Below are 15,689 nucleotides of genomic sequence, written 5' to 3'. Positions count from 1 at the left end.
GATTGAAGGTTATCCCATCAACATCTCACCTTTTAAGTAAAATGGGCGCACTAAAGGTATGCGCCCATTAATGGTTTAAGCTGCCTTGTCGTCTTCAATTACCTTTTGCTTAGTACTTTTTTTATGTTCAATTGCATTAACCGGCTGGTTAATGGTGATTGATTTTGGCTTCATTGCTTCAGGAATTTCTTTAACAAGTTCAATTGTTAATAATCCATTTGCAAGATCAGCATTGGTAACTTCAACGTAGTCAGCAAGATTAAATTTGCGTTCAAAAGAGCGGTTGGCAATACCGTGATGCAGATACTTGGCATCGTCCTTTATGGCACGATTGCCGCGTATTGTCAGAACGCCTTTCTCAACTTGAATATCGAGTTCTTCCTTATCGAAACCGGCAACAGCAAGCGTAATTGCATATTGGTTATCTTCGAGAAGCTCGATATTGTATGGTGGGTAGCCGCTGGTAGTTGTTTGAGACGTTAGTGCGCTATCAAGTAACGACGCTAAACGATCAAAACCAATACTACTGCGGTATAGCGGTGTTAAATCAACTGTGTTCATGATATATCCTCCAATAGAAGCAACATAAAATAAAAACAATTAAAGTAATCCAGCTTCATAGATGACAGCTAAATTACGTCATTTTATTTAAGGGCTGCTTATTTAAAAACAAGCATTATTTTTATAAAAAATATTCATAAGAGATTGGTTTTTATAAATCTAACTTTTATCCAATTCACTGATAACAAAATGCATTTCAGTAACAGATGCTTTCATTACAAATGTATGCATAATTGCGAATTTAAATTTAAAAATGGTTAATCTTAAACCAACCCTGCCGATAATTTGTTATGTACCCGTTTAAGTTGGTTTAGTTATGAAAATTGAAAGCTCAGCGGTAACACTTGAAAATCATCATGTGAGTGAATTTGTAAAAACGCGCATTGAAACACCAATAGAGCCGCCAATTCAAGGGCAAGTGCAATCGCAAGCGATCAGTGTTGAAGAACAAAATTCCACACTTGAGATGAAAGATAATGCAAAGGTAATGATCCTTAAGCTGCTAGTGCAAAAACTATCAGGCAAAGACATAGAATGGTTTGATAAGGATGAATTTACTGCGGCAAATTCAGCTGCTAAAACAGTACAAACAACCCAAAATGACGATGCACAACAAGGGCCTATTCAGGTGATTGTTGAAGAGCTTCACCATGAACACCAAGCCAACTCGCTTAAAATGGCTGGTAAAATCACAACGGCTGATGGTCGCGACATTAGCTTTGAATTTAAGCTTAATTTTGAGCAAAGCTTTACCGAATATCAACACTCAATGGAAAGCATCAATATGAAAGATCCGCTCATTATCAGCTTTACAAGTAAACCGGTTGAACTTGGCGAAAGTACGCATCAATTTGATATTGATGCTGATGGCAACAAAGACACTTTAACCCATCTTGGAAAAGGCTATGGTTATCTCGCATTTGATCGTAATAACAATGGCAAAATTGATGACGGACAAGAATTGTTTGGAGCATTGAGTGGTAATGGCTTTGCTGAACTTTCGCAATACGATGAAGATGGTAACGGCTTTATTGATGAAAATGACGTAATTTTTGATTCGTTAAAAATATGGGTAAAAAATAGATCTGAGGATAAGTTAGTTTCCTTGGACGATGCAAATATTGGGGCTATCGCAACACAAAGTGTTAATTCACCCTTAAATATTCGCAATGACAATGGCGAATTAAAAGGGGCTATTCGACAATCTGGTTATTATCTTAAGAATGATGGTAAAGCGAGTCTTATTCAACAAATTGATTTTGTAGTGTAATTTCTTCAAAAGATAGAATAAGTATATATTGCAGAAACCCTTTATAACCAGTATGTGTAATATGTATTGTTTAATTCATATCAGCGACATAAACACTTACATTCTGTACACATATTCACGTATTTATTCTTGTATGCTGCATTTATTTATAAGATTTAAATATCAGCATAATGCAACCAACGAGTCTTCATCCATATTTGGTCAGCTCCCCCTTGCGAGCAATTGTTAATTCAAGCTCTTTATTAATGCCAGCAATTTTTATGCTGTTGCTATTTGATGTTCTCGAATCAAGTCTGATTGCATCACACAGTGATAATAGCTTGTCACTATTTGGTTATTTTTTGCCGCTTGTTATTTCTATGAATGCGATAGCAATAGCCATTGCAGTTCGGTCAAATATTATTTTGGTTAAAGAGCAACAGCATCAAAAATCATTTATTCCAACGCTCTTTATATTTACACTTTTTGTGACCAGCGTTTTATTAGTTACCTTGTATTTTGGCCAAGATTATTACAGCGCACTAGTCAATTTAAATGCATGGTTATCACAGTTCAATAAAGGCGAATTAGCCCATTATCAAAGTGAAATAGCTATCTTTTACGAATACAAAATTGCCTCATTTTTACCGCTGGTGTTAGTTTGGCAAAGTAGCAGTGTAATGCGTGCTTTAGGGAGGTGTCATTTATCTGCTATCTATTTACTCGCTTGGATGGCAAGCAAAACCTTGCTTTTGTTATTAATTATCGATAGTAAAAGCCTCACCTTGATTTCAGATCTTGCACAACTCCATTTTGTTGTGGATAGTTGTTTTGCTCTTTTTGCAATGCTTATTTTTATTGTTTACAAGCGTATCGACTTTAAAATTATTTGTCTCAAAACCTTGTTTAAGGATAAACGGCTATCACTACTTCTGACCTTACAGCAACTCGCTCCTGCTCTATCATTATTTATCCTCACCATTTTTTTAAGCCGTATTGGCACAGAGTATGTAGGTGCATTTGCTATTATTTTCCGTTTAGAAATGTTGCTGTTAGTTTTACCTATGGCTTTTACTGCAGCATTACCTGCGGTCATCGGCATTAACTATTGGGCAAAACAAATTAAACGTTGTAAAACATTAATCAACCATGTATTAATTTCACTGGTAGTAATTCAATCCCTCATTGGCATTTTACTGCTGGTATTTAAAAGTGATGTTTTATTCTTTTTGTGTCCCGATTGTGAACAAAAACGAGTCATTTTGAACTACTTAAGTTATGTGCCTTTTACTTACTTCTTTTTAGCCATAGCACTTTTAGCACCCTCTTGCCTAAATGCGATTGGTTATGTATCTGATGCAATTAAAGTAATTGTGATCCATCGTTTAGTGCTTGTGCCATTACTAGGCTTGGGTGGTGTCTATTTTGCAGGAAGCCAAGGGCTATTTATCGGTTTAAGCTTGGCTCATGGTTTTGTTGGTTTCTATGTTTTATACAAATATAAAAAACAAGAAAGTATTGGTTTGAGAGAACAACATAAAAAAGGTATTACAGCTATCAAACAAGGCTCAGCTATAAATTAAAACGCCTTATAGAAGGCGCTTTTTTTCTTCTTTAAATTGACTGTTCAATACATCTATAAGCGCCAGCAGTACCTCTTGTTCATCGTCACTTAATGCCAGTTTAGTTTGCAGTCTAGAGTCAAAAGGACTCTCAGCAACACTGGCTAAATGGGTTAAATACGCGTCAGTATGCTGGATCATACTAAGTACTTTACCTTGAATATTAAGAATACAAAGCGTTAGCTCATTTGATGCAAGCAATTCTAATTGCTTTACCGCTAAACTTATTTTCAAGCGATCATTCGCGACAACTTGCCGTTTATCGCTGATAAGTTGAAGCAATTGTTTTTTTAATTGAGCTTCTTTTTTAGGATTGTTTAATTCAACCACCGCATTAATGTCTTCTAAGAATACTTTTGAGGCATTATCAAGTTCATCGGCAATCACTGATTTATGACGATAGATCATTTCACCTAATACACTTTGAAACTCAATAAGTTGCGTCGCTGTCATCTCAAATAATTTCAAATTCGCTTCATTTCCTGACTTTGTCTGATATGAAGAGAAACGAGATATTCGCTCTTTATAGAAAATAATAACGATGAGTATAATCAAGGCGCACAGTACAAGTTGTGGATTACTTTCAATTAATGAGAGGATTTCTGACATAGTGTTATTTGTTCTAGTTTTATAATTACTTTAGCAATCGTACACTTGCATACTAAACACAGATAAACTTATTTTTACTTAGGCAAGTTAAGCTACTGGCAGTCGCTGACAAAACTACAGCGTATTATGTGCAAAAACAACAAGGACTGTAAAATGATTACAATATATGAATTTCCACCTACTTTTGGACTCACCGATGCAAGTCCATTTGCAGTTAAACTCGAAGCGTATTACAAGCTTGCCAACATCGATTATCAAGTTAAATATCGCATTGTTCCCGAAAAAATGCCAAAAAAGAAGTTACCTGTTACCATTATTAATGAAATGGTTGCCGATTCAAACATTATTCTGGCAAACCTTGAACAAAACGCCTAGCTCGATGCAGACCTCACTAAACAAAATGCAATTGGGTATCTAATTAAAGAATTAGTAGAAGAAAACCGATATTGGAGCTTAGTGTATAGTCGCTGGGTTGACGATGAATTTTGGCCTTTAACTAAGCAGGAATTAATTTCAGAAACGCCGGCACTGTTAATATTACTTATGCCAAACTTGGTACGAAATAGCCTTATTAAAAGTATTTATTCCCAAGGTTTAGGCGTCATAGCAAAAACACAAATCTATGACTTTGCCATAGAAGCAATTGAAAATTTGGCCAGTTTATTAGGTGATAAAGCTTATTTTGTAACAGAGCGAATGACACAATACGACGCAGCCGCTTGTGCAACACTTAGCAATTTACTCAATGGATAACTGAGTACGCCAATAAAAATAGCGATGAAAACAAGCCAAATATTGTTGCTTATTTCAATCGCTGTCATTTAGCATACGGTGTTTAATTAAAAATTAGCTTCGCTTGTATTACCAGAGGTCACTGTAATAAATTTACTTTGACCTGCTGGTGATGGGATCTCTAAACCATCAAATTGAATGTTGTCATCTACCAGATCATTACAGCGTAACGCCACCATGTAATCACCCGCTGAGACAAAACCAAACTCATAGCTACCCTCAATTGTTACAACGGTTGATGCAAGCGGTGCAGTTGCAGTTGGCACATCACCTGTGAATGCTTCATCTTCACTATCAAACAAATCACCAAATTCAGTAGTATCACCAGGATACATATACACTGTACATGTGCCTAAATTAAGATTTTCAGATGATATTGTGCCAGCAATAGTGCCGGATCTTCCCACAACCTTAATACCATGTGGTTTTAAGATAAAGCCATTTTTAGCGGGATTATTGCCACGCTGTACAAGAGATGTTCTTAAATCAAATTCAATGGTGTAAGCTGGGGTATCACCCACTTGCACTAAACTTGCGTCAACCACAAACTCACCTAGGCGTAGACGCGAGCTTGGCACTTTAATTGCGTATAATGTTGCGTCATTATCAAGTTCAACATAAGAGCCTGCATCAATAATCACAAGTTCTAATTGATAGTTACCTTCGTCGAGTTCAATGCCAGCCAGCTCATCAATAATTTTCTTTTGATCTGCACCTTGATAATCAAGTAAGTTAGTGACAACCGAAGATGCAGTGGAACCATCTTCCATAGCAAATTCTTCAACTAAAATTTCTTCTGCTACATCACCAGAATCTGTTAGTTTAATAATTTTAATCGTATCTATTTCAAGCACTACCGCGATTGCATCGTCAACAGGCGCATCGCTCAGTCCTAACGAAAATTTAGCTTGCTCAACGCCCATCAAAGGTGGCACTACAACATCCTTATCATTTGAAGAAGAATTACCACCACAGGCAGAAATTAATAGCATTAGTAAGATTACTAAATAGGTTTTCATAATTGTCACCATATTAAAATTTACCAATATTATAGTAGGTGATTACTGATAAATTGATACGAAAATATCAGTAGTTTTGCGATTTTTAGAAGAATAATTGACCAACCAAGTATTATTTAGCTGCCTATTTATAAATTAATTTTTTAGATTGAAGTGACTCATTTAACTAATTGGATTGATTTAATTTCGAAAGGCATACTGTACCCAACTAAAGGAATCAACCAAAATAAGGGCGTAAAATGTTAAATGATATTTCTGGACAATCGGTACCACAAGTTAGCTTACCAATTTTTGCTAACAACCAATGGCAAACACTGACTTCTGATGACCTATTTAAAGGTAAAACTGTTGTTGTATTTTCATTACCAGGAGCATTTACACCAACCTGCTCTTCAACACATTTACCGCGTTTTAATGAATTAGCCAATACCTTTAAAGCAAATGGCGTTGACGATATTTTATGTGTATCAGTAAATGACAGCTTCGTGATGGCCGCTTGGGCTAAAGAGCAAGAAGCCGAACACATTAGGCTTATTCCTGACGGTACAGGTGAATTTACTCATGGAATGGGTATGTTAGTAGATAAAAGCGAGATAGGTTTTGGCAAACGTAGCTGGCGTTATTCTATGCTAGTGAAAGACGGTATTATTGAAAAAATGTTTATTGAGCCAGAGGTTGAAGGCGACCCGTTTGAAGTATCCGATGCAGACACAATGTTAGACTACATTAATCCACATGCATTGAAGCCACAGCCGGTGTCGTTGTTCACTAAACCAAACTGCCCATACTGTCAAAATGCGAAACGCCTTTTAGACAAGCATGGCTATAACTATGAAGAAATTGTACTTGGCAAAGATGCCTCATTAACCAGCTTAAAAGCAATGTCTGGCCGCGATACTGTGCCGCAAGTATTTATTGGTGGTAAACACATTGGTGGTTCGGATGATTTAGAAAGTTACTTCCAATCATTGTAAAATATTATAAAGCCTGCGGTTGCAGGCTTTAATTAAAAGCGGAACTCAAGAATTAGATTTGCACCAGTTTCATTATTGCTTCGGTTAAACCAATCAGCTCTATGGTGCACAACTTCACCAGTTAGAACTAACCAAGTTAATAACTCATACTCTAAAGCTAAACTTGCGCCATATGCTTTGCCTGTATCTGAAAAACGATAACCTACACAGGTTCTGTCATAACCACAGCCTTGGTTTACTTGTTCGTTATTAACGTCATCATAACTTTCAAGAAGGTAATACTTTCCGTCGATATCGCCATCTTGATAAAACACACTGCCATACATTAGTGTTTGTTTATTAAAGCGATAACCTGCGATGAGTGATAAGTCATAACTTTTTTGTTCCAGTGACCAATTATTATAAGCACGTGTTGCACTTTCATTGCGCTTTGAATATATATAACTAACACTTGTAGCAAGCGAGAGGTTACCACTTTGCTTTTCCTCTTCTGGAGCACCATGCCATTGGTACTTCAAGCTAAGTTGCTGCTCACCATTATCAACATAGCGCGCTTCAAAACCATGGCTTAAAGTCATTGCAGCAGAAAAGCGAAGCGCTGAGTCTCTATCTGCTTTTTTAGTATTGTTAATTGATATTTCATTGGATGTATCAGAGCCTACTGCTAATTTAAAATTAAAAGGCTGGCTATCTACTTCTGGGCTATTAATCCGCGCCATGCGTGGTTTAACTTCGGGGGTAGACTCACATCCAACAAGAGCTAGACTGGCTAATACCAGTGACATTGAAATCAAATTTTTCAAAATAAAATCCGTTTATTTTTAGACAGTTGTGATAGTACGAATTTTTTCGTTGTTAAGGCAAGACCAAATTGTAAATCAACGTAATTGAAAAAAAACAGCGCTCGCTAGCTTTTCTCAATGTTTTTTCCTCTGTTGCTTGGTTGAAATTTTTCTTATTATTGAACAAAACAACATCAACAAAGCTCATAAATTGTAGGGGTTTATAGACGAGAATCTGTTTTCTGGTGTAGGCCATTTAAATGATAAGTGATTCGATTAATATGATTAACGATTCGAGTCATCCAACGCAATACTTCTAAGTCAATATTCGCTTCAGGTATAGTTTTAACGCCTGACGCAATTTCTCTCATAATATCTGCTCTAAGCGGCTCAATGCGTTTTTTAAAGATAATGCGAGTTTTACTTGCGATACGATGCCCTTTACTCCAATTTTCTTCTTCAATGCAATAACTTAGTAAGTTAATAACCTTAATCAGTTTATTAGTAGCCTCACTCAATTTTTGATTACAATGGAGTGCATGCGCATACTCATGAGACTCAATGATGCGTTTATTTAAACGATACATATGATCTAGTACATGAATTAGAATTATTAATTTTTGCCATTTAAATTTCTGATTTGGTTGCAAGTGAACTTGGTCAATATACTCATGAGTATGTTTTAGAGCTAATTGTAAATGACTAAATTCATCATTGTAGTCTTGTTCTTTCTTATTCAACATTCTTGCAATTAAGCAAAACTGCTCAACTAGCTGTCGTTTGCAGCTGGTCAAAGTAGCAATCAGTGCAACGCTTGGTTCCTTCAAAAGTTGACTGTCTAACATTTCAGTATTCGATATAGACTTTCGAGGTACTAAGTAACAAACTAATTTGCTAAATTGATTCGTCAAAGGTAATACGACTAACACTCCAACTAAATTAAATAAGCTATGGAAAGATACCAATGCAATTTCAGAGTTGGATAAAATAAAACCTGGCAGCCAAGTATTTAACAAAGTCGTGAAAGGGGTTAGTAATGCAAGTGCCAAAATGGCTGTCAATAGATTATAAATAACATGAGAGAACCCTGTTCGTTTCGAATCAACGGAACCACCTAGTGTTGCGATTGCAGCAGTAAATGTTGTACCAATGTCCATGCCAATCACTAACGTAGCTGCTTGGTTAAAATTAATAGCCCCAGCAAACAACGCAGTCATCGCCATAGCAACACCGGCACTTGAAGATTGCGTCACTAAAGTGATAGAAATACCAATAAGTAGAAGTTGCACACGGCCAAACCATGTGTTTGGTGGAAATGCTTCAGGAGTTAAATAATACTCAAGCCCAGACATTCCTTGTTGCATTAAACTGATGCCAACAAATATTAAACCGAAACCTGCCAAAGCAAAGCCTAATTTAGCCAAGCCCTCTTTCGCAAACAACCTTAGAAGTGCACCTATAAATATAACGGGTAGTAACAATGTGCCTAATTTAAGTTTAAAGCCTAGTAACACAACCAGCCAACCAGTGACCGTTGTACCCAAATTTGCACCAAAAATAATACCAAGTGCTTGCGAAAAATTAAGTAAGCCCGCACTGACAAAGCCGACAGCTGCAACTGTTGTTGCACTTGAAGATTGAAGTATTGCCGTACACACAGCTCCTGTTAATGCCCCTGTTAATGGTTTTTTTGTGAATTTTGTCAGCGCACGACGTACCGCATCGCCAGCTAATCCATGTAACCCATCGGTCATAACTAACATGCCGATGAGAAATATTCCTAAGCCGCCAATTGTTTCAGCTATTATAATGTAGTGTGTAAAATTTATTTCCATAATTATCAGTGTAATAACTCAATCAGATAATGGAAATTTCCTATCATTAATTTAAACCTATTTTTTCCTAAATATCGCGCAAGAATAAATCACAGTGCGTTTTTAATTAATTATTTTGTAATGCGTTCTTACATGTATTTCGATCTGCCTGTTTAATCTCAATAAGTAAATCACAGTGCATTAGTTTTCACTGTTATCAATAAAAATAACCACTATAATACTTACAATACAGATTTTTTAAGATTAAAAATGATAAAAATTTCAAATGCTAATGGATTTACTTTGATTGAACTAATGATTGTTCTGGCTATTATTGGTGTGCTCGCAGCTATTGCTCTTCCAGTTTATAATGAATATACGATTCAATCTTCTAACACTGCTTGTCTCTCTGAATCCTCTGCGCATGTTAGAGCCGGAGTAGTCCATATTTCGAATAAAAACTTACCGTTTCCCGCTGGAAAAAGCCAACGTTGCCAATCTCTCCCAGGATTTGACCAGTCAACAATATCAATAACAACAAAGCCTATCTCGCCTGGGGACGCCACAATAAACTGTGATGTAAGAAATGCTGTTTGCTCGATTTAGTCTTTTTAATTTAGGGTTCATAACATTTCTAAATTAAAAAAAGACAGCAATCGCTGGATTTGGTTATTTTTCTTTTTGTTCGTTACTTGGTTGTGGTTTTTCTGCTTTTTGCTCTCTTACAATGGCGATTGTATGTTCAATTTTAGGATCAGGTAATACCATATTAACCAAAGCACCAAATACAACTGCACCCGTTTTTCTCTTTTTTGCCCAGCCAATCATCTTCCAGCAAAGCAGCATCAAGAAAGCCCACACAAACACCAAAACAAACAAAGTGATTGCTTGCGTCATAATTTTCCTTATCTTTTAAGTTGTTAAATAATCAAAAAAGATAAGCTGTCATATTTGGCTGTATGACTTATTAAAATGATAACTTTCGCAAATTAAAACGGTTAGCTAAAACTTTTAAGGTCGAATACTTTATAAATGTAATAACAGTACTGTTATTACTGGCTAAGTGTGTAATGTGTTGAAAGGAGTTTAACGTTTGTTGATGAGGTGGAATAAATGAGCGTGCTAAATTAAACGGTAACAACGAAAATATAACAAATAAAATTATTAGCGTTGTTTTAAGCACCGTTTTCTCCCTTTTCTTTGGCCTACCCCATCAAAATTAATATGGGCTTTTCTTAACAATTCAATGCATACACAAACCAAGGTGAAAATTTTTGATAATCATTAAATAGTTGTCTTTGTTTTCTAATTAAAAATGCTAGCTTAAAGAAAAAACATTGAAGGTTTCAAAATGGATATAAGTACATGGACACTCTATTTTATTGCGGTGCTCATTTTAACTGCGTCTCCTGGCCCTAGCGCACTATTTTGTATGTCAAAAGCAATTACCTCAGGAAAACGTTCGGGTATATATGCAGCGCTCGGTAGCTTAACTGCAATTACTCTAATTTTGAGTTTATCTTTTACAGGGTTAGGCGTGATAATTGCTACATCAGAGCTTGCGTTTAATATTATTAAATGGCTTGGGGCAGGTTATTTGATTTACCTTGGTATAAAGGCGTTTTTGTCAAAGAACACTGACTTTGCGCTTACTGATATGCCAGATGAAAATAATCAGCAAAGCATGCAGCACTTTATTAGTGGCTTTATAATTGGAGCAAGTAACCCCAAAGCCATTGTGTTTTTTACAGCGTTATTTCCACAATTTATTAACCCCAATGAGTCACTTTTAACACAATACCTTATTTTTTCAGGTACATTTATCTTACTAGAACTGAGCTGGTTGTTGTTTTATGTAATGTTAGGCGTTAAGTCTTCAAAGTGGTTGTTCGACAAAGGTCGCACTGCATTTTTTAATAAACTCTCTGGCAGTGTGTTTATTGGTGCAGGCGCATTGCTTTCAATGTCAAATAGAAGCTAGTTAATTCTGTATTAATCAAATACTCAGAAACTCTTATTTTAAAGGAATTAAGATTAAAGACTGGTTTTATTTTGAGGGTAATTAGTTTTATAGTGGCTTTACGCTTTTAAATTTTACAACATCAGAAACTCTAAGCGTTTAGTTTAATACCCGTTGTGAAAGCTTTGAGGAATAACATTTTAATGAAAAGCTTTTTAGTTACATTAGCCAGTCTTTTTTGATGGCCTCTCCACTTCACGCCAAAAATGAAAAACACAATAAAGGTAACAGCTTACCACCTGGCCTTCAGAAAAAAGTGGCTCGTACAGGTGAATTACCTCCAGGATGGCAAAAGAAAATTCAGGTTGGTAAACCTATCGACCGTGAAATTTATAGCCACAGCAAGATTATTGTACCGGTTGACCATAAAGGGTTAATCACCGTAAACATCGATGGCAGAATAATCCGCCTGATTGAAGCAACTCGTGAAGTGGTGAAAATTCTAAAGTAGTAAACTACAACATGGATGTTGTAATTTCTTCGTATTTCAGTTCGTTGTGTAACTTTCAAGCCATTGGACTGGTAATTCAATAACCTTTTAAACTAAAGTAAATTCATCACAAGGCGTACCTTGGTGGTACTTCATTTGCCATGCACCATTATTTAGTACCCAAATAGATGACCTTTTAGCAAAATAGCTGGCCGAGCCATCTTTACTAACCCATGCTGTTTTGTACAACATTAAAAATACTGAATATTCTAACTGAATACATTCATAGTCTTGTGCATGAACATGACCGCTTGGCTGCTTTTCCGAAGACATCATTTCAATAATCGTTTTAAATGAAAATGATGTGCCCGATTGGCCTACTTCACGAAATTCAGGATGAATTAAACGGATAATTTCACGTTTATTGTGGCGAGTTTCATAGTTATGAAGTGATTCCTCTTGTTCTATCAATAGTTCTTTCAAGTGAACGCCTCGCAATGCTTACCCTTTACTTTGTTATAACGCAAAACAACTAAAGATCAATGATTAAGCAGGCATCTTTCAATTTTAAAATGGCAACAGATAATCAAAATTACTTTTCATGTCAGCTCATATTCACTAGCAAATATGAGCTTGAGGTAGTTACTATCGATAAATTTTTAGATATGGTTACTGTTATGGCACATTTAAAACGCAATAAAGTCAGAGTAGTAAGACTTACAATGGATATAAATCACTCTGACAATTTATATTGCCACAACTTTAGTAAGTCGATTACTGTAAATGTTAATGCCCATTTGATTTTCGAAAATATAAGAGTTAATAAAATAACTGTTGCTCAGAGAAGTAAGGCGTTAAAGTAAAATCACTTAGTTGATTAAAAAACTAAGTGCTTTTTACTTTATGAGACCCACTATTTTATATGCTAATTAAACAACCATTACATATTATTTTCATTTTGCTCGTTATTCTTATTGGGATGCAAATTTTAAATACGATTACTGCAGGGTTAGTTTCAAATTTTGGCATATACCCACGATACATCAACGGCTTAATTGGGATCCCACTGGCACCTTTTATACACCATAGTTGGCAACATTTATTGTCAAATGCGGCCCCCTTAGCAGTGCTTGCATTTATTGTGTTGCAACAAGGTGTAAAGCGTTTTATTTGGGTATGTTTGTTTATTACATTTAGCGCAGGCTCTGCCGTTTGGCTTTTTGCCAGTGAAGGTTTTCATGCAGGGGCTAGCACATTGGTTTTTGGACTAATAGGCTACATTATTTGTAACGCTATTTTTAGTCGTAATATTTTTAATTTATTACTAGCTGCAATTATTTGTTTTTTGTATGCCAGTGTTATTTATTTGCTTACTCAGTTTGTACCTGGTGTAAGTTGGAGTAGCCATTTCTTCGGTTTTATTGCGGGGTGCATTGCAGGAAAGCTCTTTATAAGTAAACAGCAAAAATCGCAAGCTCATTATTAAACTCAATCAACCCTTTTATACTCAAAACACAGTTACATTCCTGTTGCAAATAGCGCAGCAAATACAAACCCTAACTAACTGAAATTTAATTAAAAAATTTATTTAAAAAAAGTGATTGCAGCAAAGTCAAACTTGCATAATAATTGCGCGCTTTTTAATGTATTTCAGATTAAAAAGCATATGCTCATCTTTTGTTTGGAGAACGCTATGAGTGACTTGTTGGGTATAAGCATTTTAATCATTTTTGGTGCCTTATTTGCTATGTCGGAGATTGCCATTGCCGCAGCACGTAAAATTAAATTACGGGTTATCGCTGACGAAGGTAACAAAAAAGCGCAAGCAGTTTTGCGGCTTCAAGAACAACCGGGTGGTTTTTTTGCTATGATCCAAATTGCATTGAATGCGATTGCCATTTTAGGCGGTATCATCGGTGAACAAACGCTTTCTCCTTATACCTCACAGTTGGTAAATTTGGTTTATAACGGACAACACGCTGACCAAATCAGTTTTTTCCTGTCGTTTTTAGCAATTACCTCGTTATTTATTTTATTTGCTGACTTACTACCTAAGCGCATTGCGATGATCATGCCTGAATCTGTCGCAATCAAAGTGGTTAGTTTGATGAATTGGTTAACCTTTGCTCTCACCCCATTGGTAATGTTTTTCAATGGTATTAGCAATATGGTTCTGCGAATTTTTAAACTGCCTACAGAGCGTGAAGAAATTGTCACCACAGAAGATATCGTTGCCGTAATGGAAGCCGGTGCCCAAGACGGTTCATTGCAACAGCAAGAGTATCAACTGATAGGCAATGTATTCGAACTTGAGGGTCGCACATTACCCACAGTAATGACCACACGTGATTCGATTGTTTTTTTTGATATTAACGATAGTAGTGAAACAATCAGCAACAAAATTTTAGAAAACCCTCACCACCAATTTTTAGTGTGTGATGGACAGTTGGATAAACTACTTGGCACCATTGAATCAAAAACTATTTTGCATCAATTATTGAATGGTGGAAAAGCCGAACTTAGTTTACAAGCTTTAAACAAAGACTTGCTGTATTTACCGGAAACACTAACACTTTCAGACGCATTAAATGCATTTAAATCTGCATCTTCTCAGTTTGCTGTTGTGGTAAATGAATATGCGCTGGTTGTGGGCGTTATTACTTTAAAAGATCTAATGAGCAGCTTTATGGGTGATTTAGTGCCATTTAGTGGCGATGAGCAAATAGTTAAACGCGATGCAAACTCTTGGTTAGTTGATGGAGCAACACCTATTGTCGATGTTAAGAAATTACTTGAAATTGATGAGTTTCCTGACGAAAGTTATTATGAAACCGTTGCTGGGTTTATCATTTATAAAATGAAACGAATGCCAAAATGTGCCGACTTTGTGCTGCATGCTGGGTATAAATTTGAAGCGGTAGATATTGACGGAATTCGTGTTGATCAATTACTGATCACTCATCTTGAATCAAGTGAAACAGCAACGTCTGAAAATTTATAAATTAGATAAAACAACACCTTAAATAGGCAGTTAAATTTATTGCCTTTATAACCTAAAAGAGAGAAACATTGGAACTAACAACCCTTTTTTCAATTGCACCATTTGAATGGTCTAAAATTGCCGCTGCTATTTGCTGTGGATTTATTGTTGGACTAGAAAGACAACTTCGCGGAAAACCTGTTGGTATTCGTACCTCTGCACTAATTGTACTTGGTACTTATATGTTTATTGCTGCTTCAAATTCATTAAATAATGATGTAACCGATACATCACGCATTATTGGTCAAGTTGTTACAGGGGTTGGCTTTTTGGGTGCAGGCGTAATGCTCGCTAAAGACGGCATTGTGGTAGGTGTTACCTCAGCTGCAACCATTTGGGTACTTGCCGCTATTGGTGTTGCTGTTGATATCGCAGGTGAATTAAGTGCAATAAAGCTGAGTGTTTTAGTAGTGGGTATATTGTATGGTGTGGATGTATTAGAGGACTACTTTACATCGTTGACCCAAGGCGTGCACGCAAAGTTTCATGATTGGAAAAAGCGAAACAGATAAGCTAATTACTAATATCAGTTTCGCTTTTCAGGTTAAGTAGTTATTTAGCCATTGCCATATAGTCTAGTGCAAAATTAGTTAAGGCTTCTGTGCCTAATTTAAATGAAGACTCATCGGCAAAAAAGTAAGGCGAATGATTGCTCGGTGCATCTTTAGGATCTGTTCCTTTTGGTGTACCGCCCAAAAATACAAATAATCCCGGTACTTCCATTGCATAGAATGAGAAATCTTCAGCACCAGTAATTTTTGGCATTTCAATTAAATT

18 protein-coding genes and 1 pseudogene are annotated in these 15,689 nt (G+C 36.1%); 11 read left to right on the top strand and 8 right to left on the bottom strand.

Annotation, left to right across the window (positions count from 1 at the left end; translation table 11 throughout):
• Window positions 1-75: 75 nt before the first annotated feature.
• Complete coding sequence (locus ABYD77_RS04410; protein WP_372767374.1) at window positions 76-561, bottom strand: Hsp20 family protein; 486 nt, start codon at window positions 559-561, stop codon at window positions 76-78.
• 316 nt (window positions 562-877) lie between these two features.
• Between ABYD77_RS04410 and ABYD77_RS04405 the strand changes: the two genes are divergently transcribed.
• Together ABYD77_RS04405 and ABYD77_RS04400 are read left to right on the top strand one after the other, a co-directional pair.
• Window positions 878-1,831 (top strand): hypothetical protein, encoded by a 954-nt coding sequence (locus tag ABYD77_RS04405; RefSeq protein WP_372767372.1) that lies wholly within the window; start codon window positions 878-880, stop codon window positions 1,829-1,831.
• A gap of 260 nt (window positions 1,832-2,091) precedes the next feature.
• The gene (locus tag ABYD77_RS04400) at window positions 2,092-3,393 is read left to right on the top strand and encodes an MATE family efflux transporter (RefSeq protein ID WP_372767370.1); all 1,302 of its coding nucleotides are present in this window, start codon (window positions 2,092-2,094) and stop codon (window positions 3,391-3,393) included.
• A 6-nt stretch (window positions 3,394-3,399) separates the two neighbouring features.
• On the opposite strand, the gene ABYD77_RS04395 is transcribed toward ABYD77_RS04400, so the two are convergent.
• Window positions 3,400-4,041 carry a hypothetical protein gene (locus ABYD77_RS04395; protein ID WP_372767368.1) on the bottom strand — a complete coding sequence of 214 codons (642 nt, stop codon included), beginning with the start codon at window positions 4,039-4,041 and terminating at the stop codon, window positions 3,400-3,402.
• 153 nt (window positions 4,042-4,194) lie between these two features.
• On the opposite strand from ABYD77_RS04395, the gene ABYD77_RS04390 reads away from it, so the two are divergent.
• Both ABYD77_RS04390 and ABYD77_RS04385 read left to right on the top strand, forming a co-directional pair.
• Window positions 4,195-4,416 (top strand): hypothetical protein, encoded by a 222-nt coding sequence (locus tag ABYD77_RS04390; protein ID WP_372767366.1) that lies wholly within the window; start codon window positions 4,195-4,197, stop codon window positions 4,414-4,416.
• An 81-nt stretch (window positions 4,417-4,497) separates the two neighbouring features.
• Window positions 4,498-4,794, top strand: coding sequence for a hypothetical protein (locus ABYD77_RS04385; RefSeq protein WP_372767364.1), 297 nt, complete (start codon window positions 4,498-4,500; stop codon window positions 4,792-4,794).
• An 86-nt stretch (window positions 4,795-4,880) separates the two neighbouring features.
• Here the strand turns inward: ABYD77_RS04385 and ABYD77_RS04380 are convergent, their stop codons facing one another.
• On the bottom strand, window positions 4,881-5,852 hold the full coding sequence (locus ABYD77_RS04380) for a DUF4382 domain-containing protein (RefSeq protein WP_372767362.1): 972 nt from the start codon (window positions 5,850-5,852) through the stop codon (window positions 4,881-4,883).
• 239 nt (window positions 5,853-6,091) lie between these two features.
• On the opposite strand from ABYD77_RS04380, the gene ABYD77_RS04375 reads away from it, so the two are divergent.
• On the top strand, window positions 6,092-6,826 hold the full coding sequence (locus tag ABYD77_RS04375; RefSeq protein ID WP_372767360.1) for a glutathione peroxidase: 735 nt from the start codon (window positions 6,092-6,094) through the stop codon (window positions 6,824-6,826).
• Window positions 6,827-6,858: 32 nt separating this feature from the next.
• On the opposite strand, the gene ABYD77_RS04370 is transcribed toward ABYD77_RS04375, so the two are convergent.
• Window positions 6,859-7,629, bottom strand: coding sequence for a hypothetical protein (locus ABYD77_RS04370; RefSeq protein ID WP_372767358.1), 771 nt, complete (start codon window positions 7,627-7,629; stop codon window positions 6,859-6,861).
• 200 nt (window positions 7,630-7,829) lie between these two features.
• The gene (locus ABYD77_RS04365; protein ID WP_372767356.1) at window positions 7,830-9,443 is read right to left on the bottom strand and encodes a Na/Pi cotransporter family protein; all 1,614 of its coding nucleotides are present in this window, start codon (window positions 9,441-9,443) and stop codon (window positions 7,830-7,832) included.
• 249 nt (window positions 9,444-9,692) lie between these two features.
• Here ABYD77_RS04365 and ABYD77_RS04360 point away from each other — a divergent pair, with 249 nt between their 5' ends.
• On the top strand, window positions 9,693-10,028 hold the full coding sequence (locus ABYD77_RS04360; RefSeq protein ID WP_372767354.1) for a prepilin-type N-terminal cleavage/methylation domain-containing protein: 336 nt from the start codon (window positions 9,693-9,695) through the stop codon (window positions 10,026-10,028).
• A gap of 63 nt (window positions 10,029-10,091) precedes the next feature.
• On the opposite strand, the gene ABYD77_RS04355 is transcribed toward ABYD77_RS04360, so the two are convergent.
• Entirely contained in the window at window positions 10,092-10,319 is a 228-nt protein-coding gene (locus tag ABYD77_RS04355; RefSeq protein WP_372767352.1) for a hypothetical protein, read from the bottom strand.
• A gap of 454 nt (window positions 10,320-10,773) precedes the next feature.
• On the opposite strand from ABYD77_RS04355, the gene ABYD77_RS04350 reads away from it, so the two are divergent.
• Together ABYD77_RS04350 and ABYD77_RS04345 are read left to right on the top strand one after the other, a co-directional pair.
• A complete protein-coding gene (locus tag ABYD77_RS04350; RefSeq protein ID WP_372767350.1) occupies window positions 10,774-11,403 on the top strand; it encodes a LysE family translocator in 630 nt (209 codons plus the stop codon).
• Window positions 11,404-11,623: 220 nt separating this feature from the next.
• Complete coding sequence (locus ABYD77_RS04345; protein WP_372767348.1) at window positions 11,624-11,893, top strand: hypothetical protein; 270 nt, start codon at window positions 11,624-11,626, stop codon at window positions 11,891-11,893.
• An 87-nt stretch (window positions 11,894-11,980) separates the two neighbouring features.
• On the opposite strand, the gene ABYD77_RS04340 is transcribed toward ABYD77_RS04345, so the two are convergent.
• Window positions 11,981-12,355 carry a DUF4440 domain-containing protein gene (locus tag ABYD77_RS04340; RefSeq protein WP_274760807.1) on the bottom strand — a complete coding sequence of 125 codons (375 nt, stop codon included), beginning with the start codon at window positions 12,353-12,355 and terminating at the stop codon, window positions 11,981-11,983.
• A 439-nt stretch (window positions 12,356-12,794) separates the two neighbouring features.
• Between ABYD77_RS04340 and ABYD77_RS04335 the strand changes: the two genes are divergently transcribed.
• The 3 genes from ABYD77_RS04335 to ABYD77_RS04325 all read left to right on the top strand — a co-directional run bounded on the left by ABYD77_RS04335 (window position 12,795) and on the right by ABYD77_RS04325 (window position 15,424).
• Entirely contained in the window at window positions 12,795-13,358 is a 564-nt protein-coding gene (locus tag ABYD77_RS04335) for a rhomboid family intramembrane serine protease (RefSeq protein WP_372767345.1), read from the top strand.
• Window positions 13,359-13,565: 207 nt separating this feature from the next.
• Window positions 13,566-14,873, top strand: a complete 1,308-nt coding sequence (locus tag ABYD77_RS04330; RefSeq protein WP_372767343.1) for a hemolysin family protein — start codon at window positions 13,566-13,568, stop codon at window positions 14,871-14,873.
• Window positions 14,874-14,941: 68 nt separating this feature from the next.
• The gene (locus ABYD77_RS04325) at window positions 14,942-15,424 is read left to right on the top strand and encodes an MgtC/SapB family protein (RefSeq protein ID WP_372767341.1); all 483 of its coding nucleotides are present in this window, start codon (window positions 14,942-14,944) and stop codon (window positions 15,422-15,424) included.
• 40 nt (window positions 15,425-15,464) lie between these two features.
• Here the strand turns inward: ABYD77_RS04325 and ABYD77_RS04320 are convergent.
• Window positions 15,465-15,689, bottom strand: a pseudogene (locus tag ABYD77_RS04320) (amidohydrolase); the annotation flags it as partial.

It is taken from the genome of Pseudoalteromonas sp., from assembly GCF_041629635.1.
Classification (GTDB): Bacteria; Pseudomonadota; Gammaproteobacteria; order Enterobacterales; family Alteromonadaceae; genus Pseudoalteromonas.
This window is presented reverse-complemented; position numbering and strand designations above follow the sequence as displayed.